Below are 2,003 nucleotides of genomic sequence, written 5' to 3'. Positions count from 1 at the left end.
CCCAGGCCCAGCATGAGGCCGCGGCCCTCGGGCGCCTGACTCGCCGCGATCAGCCAGGCGAGGGAATAGGTGCAGCCCTGCACCGGGCCCGGACCCTGCGGCACGTCGGGATCGATCGTTCTGGAATTGGGCTCGAGGAATGCCAGGCCTTGCAGGATTCCGTTGTTTGTCAGCCAGCGCCGGCCTGCCAGGTCGTAGACGGTGATTTCCCCGAACAACCCGTCGCGGCGGTCTAGAAGCGAATGAACAGCCACCCTAACCCCCTTTGCCAAAGTGGACTATCCCTTGAAGGACGGCAGGGACTTCTTGAAGGACACCTTCACCCGGGCCACGAGCGGTTCCGCGGACGCGGCCGGCGCTTGAGGCGCGGCTGCTGCGACCTCCGCCGCGGCCAGGGGCTGGGCCGCGGCGGACACCTGTTCCGCTGCGGCGCCGCTGTCCGTCGTTCCCGGCTGCGCCGGCGTGCGCGCCAGAACCCTCGTCGCGCCCGCTTCGTCGGATTCCGCTTCCATGTGCAGAACGACGGGCAGGTCGATTTCCAGATTGGCGACTTGCAAGTACGGCCCCGCAGCTTTGCTCTCGAGCGCCTGATTGGCCCGTTCCAGCTCTTGCTGAAGGACATCGATCATGTCGCGCAGCGCAAGCCACTGAGGTGGCTTGCGCTGCTGTTCGGTATCGTTATCCGCCATGGGGCCCCTCGTGCGAACCCACTGGATACTTGCTTTGAAAGGCTATGTGTTCTCGGATGCGATCACAACAAGCGGGACGATGGTGCACTTGACCTCGATACCCATCTTGCTCTCGTAGCCGAGCGTCAACTGCTCTTTGATGCCGATGCCGAAGATCGTCATGCTGACATCGGTGCTGCTGTTGACCGTGTAGTCCGCTGAAATATTGATGTCGAACATGTACTGCTTGATCTGCATCGGCTGCGTCGCCGTCGACATGATCTTCTGTGCCGTGCCGGCGGCGCCCGCAAAGGCGATGATGTAAGCAGACAGTTCTACTACGTTACCTGCAGCGCTCATTTCATTTCTCCCAATTTGGAATTTGTTTCAATGTACTAGCAGGTACTTGAACGAGCGGGCTTGCTACTCGGACCGCCGGGGGTTGGGTTATTCGCGCGAGGCTAAGACGTCGACCGGGATGATCTGCTTGGCGTGTATCGCCGCCTTGATGTTCCGGTCAGACTCGAAAGCTTCCTGCCATTCGCCGGCTTGTTCATCGTCTTCGACCAGATAGACCATGATGCCGGTCTTGATGGTTCCGGCTGTGATCTGGGCGATCATCTTCCTCATGTCACTGACGACGGAGGCGAGTTGAAAGTCGGTCTTGAGCTCGATGGCGTGGATCAGATCGTTCTCGACATCGATGTACATGATGTCGGTGCGCAGCTCGGCGTTGGTGGCGGTGTAGGGCTGTTCCATGAGAAGGATGTACTTATCGACCCTGCCGCCGAGAAGCTGGACCAATAGCTGGTAGATCATCCCCTGCACTGCCCACTCGTAGAAGAACTTCGGCGTCTGGGCGTTGTTGAAGAACGCGTCAATGCCGCCGAACTCTTCATAATTTTCGATGAGCTTGGTCAGATCTCCCGAAAAGCTTCCCTTTAAATAGTTGGCGATCTTGTCCGACACGCGCTCTTCCTTTGACATCGAGGTGGCGGATAGATGGATCAAAATAACTATCTTAAATTGATCTGATTGATTATGTTCTCATTCGGATTGAGCGAGAGTCAACGAGAATTTCCCTTAATAGGGGAGTGTAACACTATATAACCATTCTACGTTGCCGCGCGCTTCTGTCGCCCGGCGCTGCGAACTCACCGTTACTGCCTGGGAAGGGGGACTTAGGCGATGGATCCAAAGCTCCTGATCGCGACACCGTGCTACGGCGGCCTGGCCACGACCGAGTACACGGAAAGCATGTTGCGTCTGTCGAAAACGGACCTCGTCTTCGACCTCATGCTGGTGTCCAACGAACGCCTGGTTTCGCGCGCGCGA

4 protein-coding genes are annotated in these 2,003 nt (G+C 58.3%); all 4 read right to left on the bottom strand.

The window, feature by feature from the left end; translation table 11 throughout:
- Nucleotides 1-254, bottom strand: a 254-nt coding sequence (locus QZ638_RS23270) for a hypothetical protein (protein ID WP_295815152.1), incomplete at its 3' end; no start/stop codon positions are given.
- A 24-nt stretch (nt 255-278) separates the two neighbouring features.
- Nucleotides 279-689 (bottom strand): hypothetical protein, encoded by a 411-nt coding sequence (locus tag QZ638_RS23265; RefSeq protein WP_295815149.1) that lies wholly within the window; start codon nt 687-689, stop codon nt 279-281.
- A 42-nt stretch (nt 690-731) separates the two neighbouring features.
- Nucleotides 732-1,028 (bottom strand): hypothetical protein, encoded by a 297-nt coding sequence (locus QZ638_RS23260; RefSeq protein ID WP_295815146.1) that lies wholly within the window; start codon nt 1,026-1,028, stop codon nt 732-734.
- Nucleotides 1,029-1,115: 87 nt separating this feature from the next.
- The gene (locus tag QZ638_RS23255; RefSeq protein WP_295815144.1) at nt 1,116-1,637 is read right to left on the bottom strand and encodes a hypothetical protein; all 522 of its coding nucleotides are present in this window, start codon (nt 1,635-1,637) and stop codon (nt 1,116-1,118) included.
- Between the last annotated feature and the right edge of the window lie 366 nt (nt 1,638-2,003).

Origin of the sequence: uncultured Nitratireductor sp., from assembly GCF_913053745.1 — a bacterium.
GTDB lineage: Bacteria > Pseudomonadota > Alphaproteobacteria > Rhizobiales > Rhizobiaceae > Nitratireductor.
The sequence above is the reverse complement of the archived record's forward strand: the minus strand, read 5'-3'. Positions and strand labels throughout refer to the sequence as shown.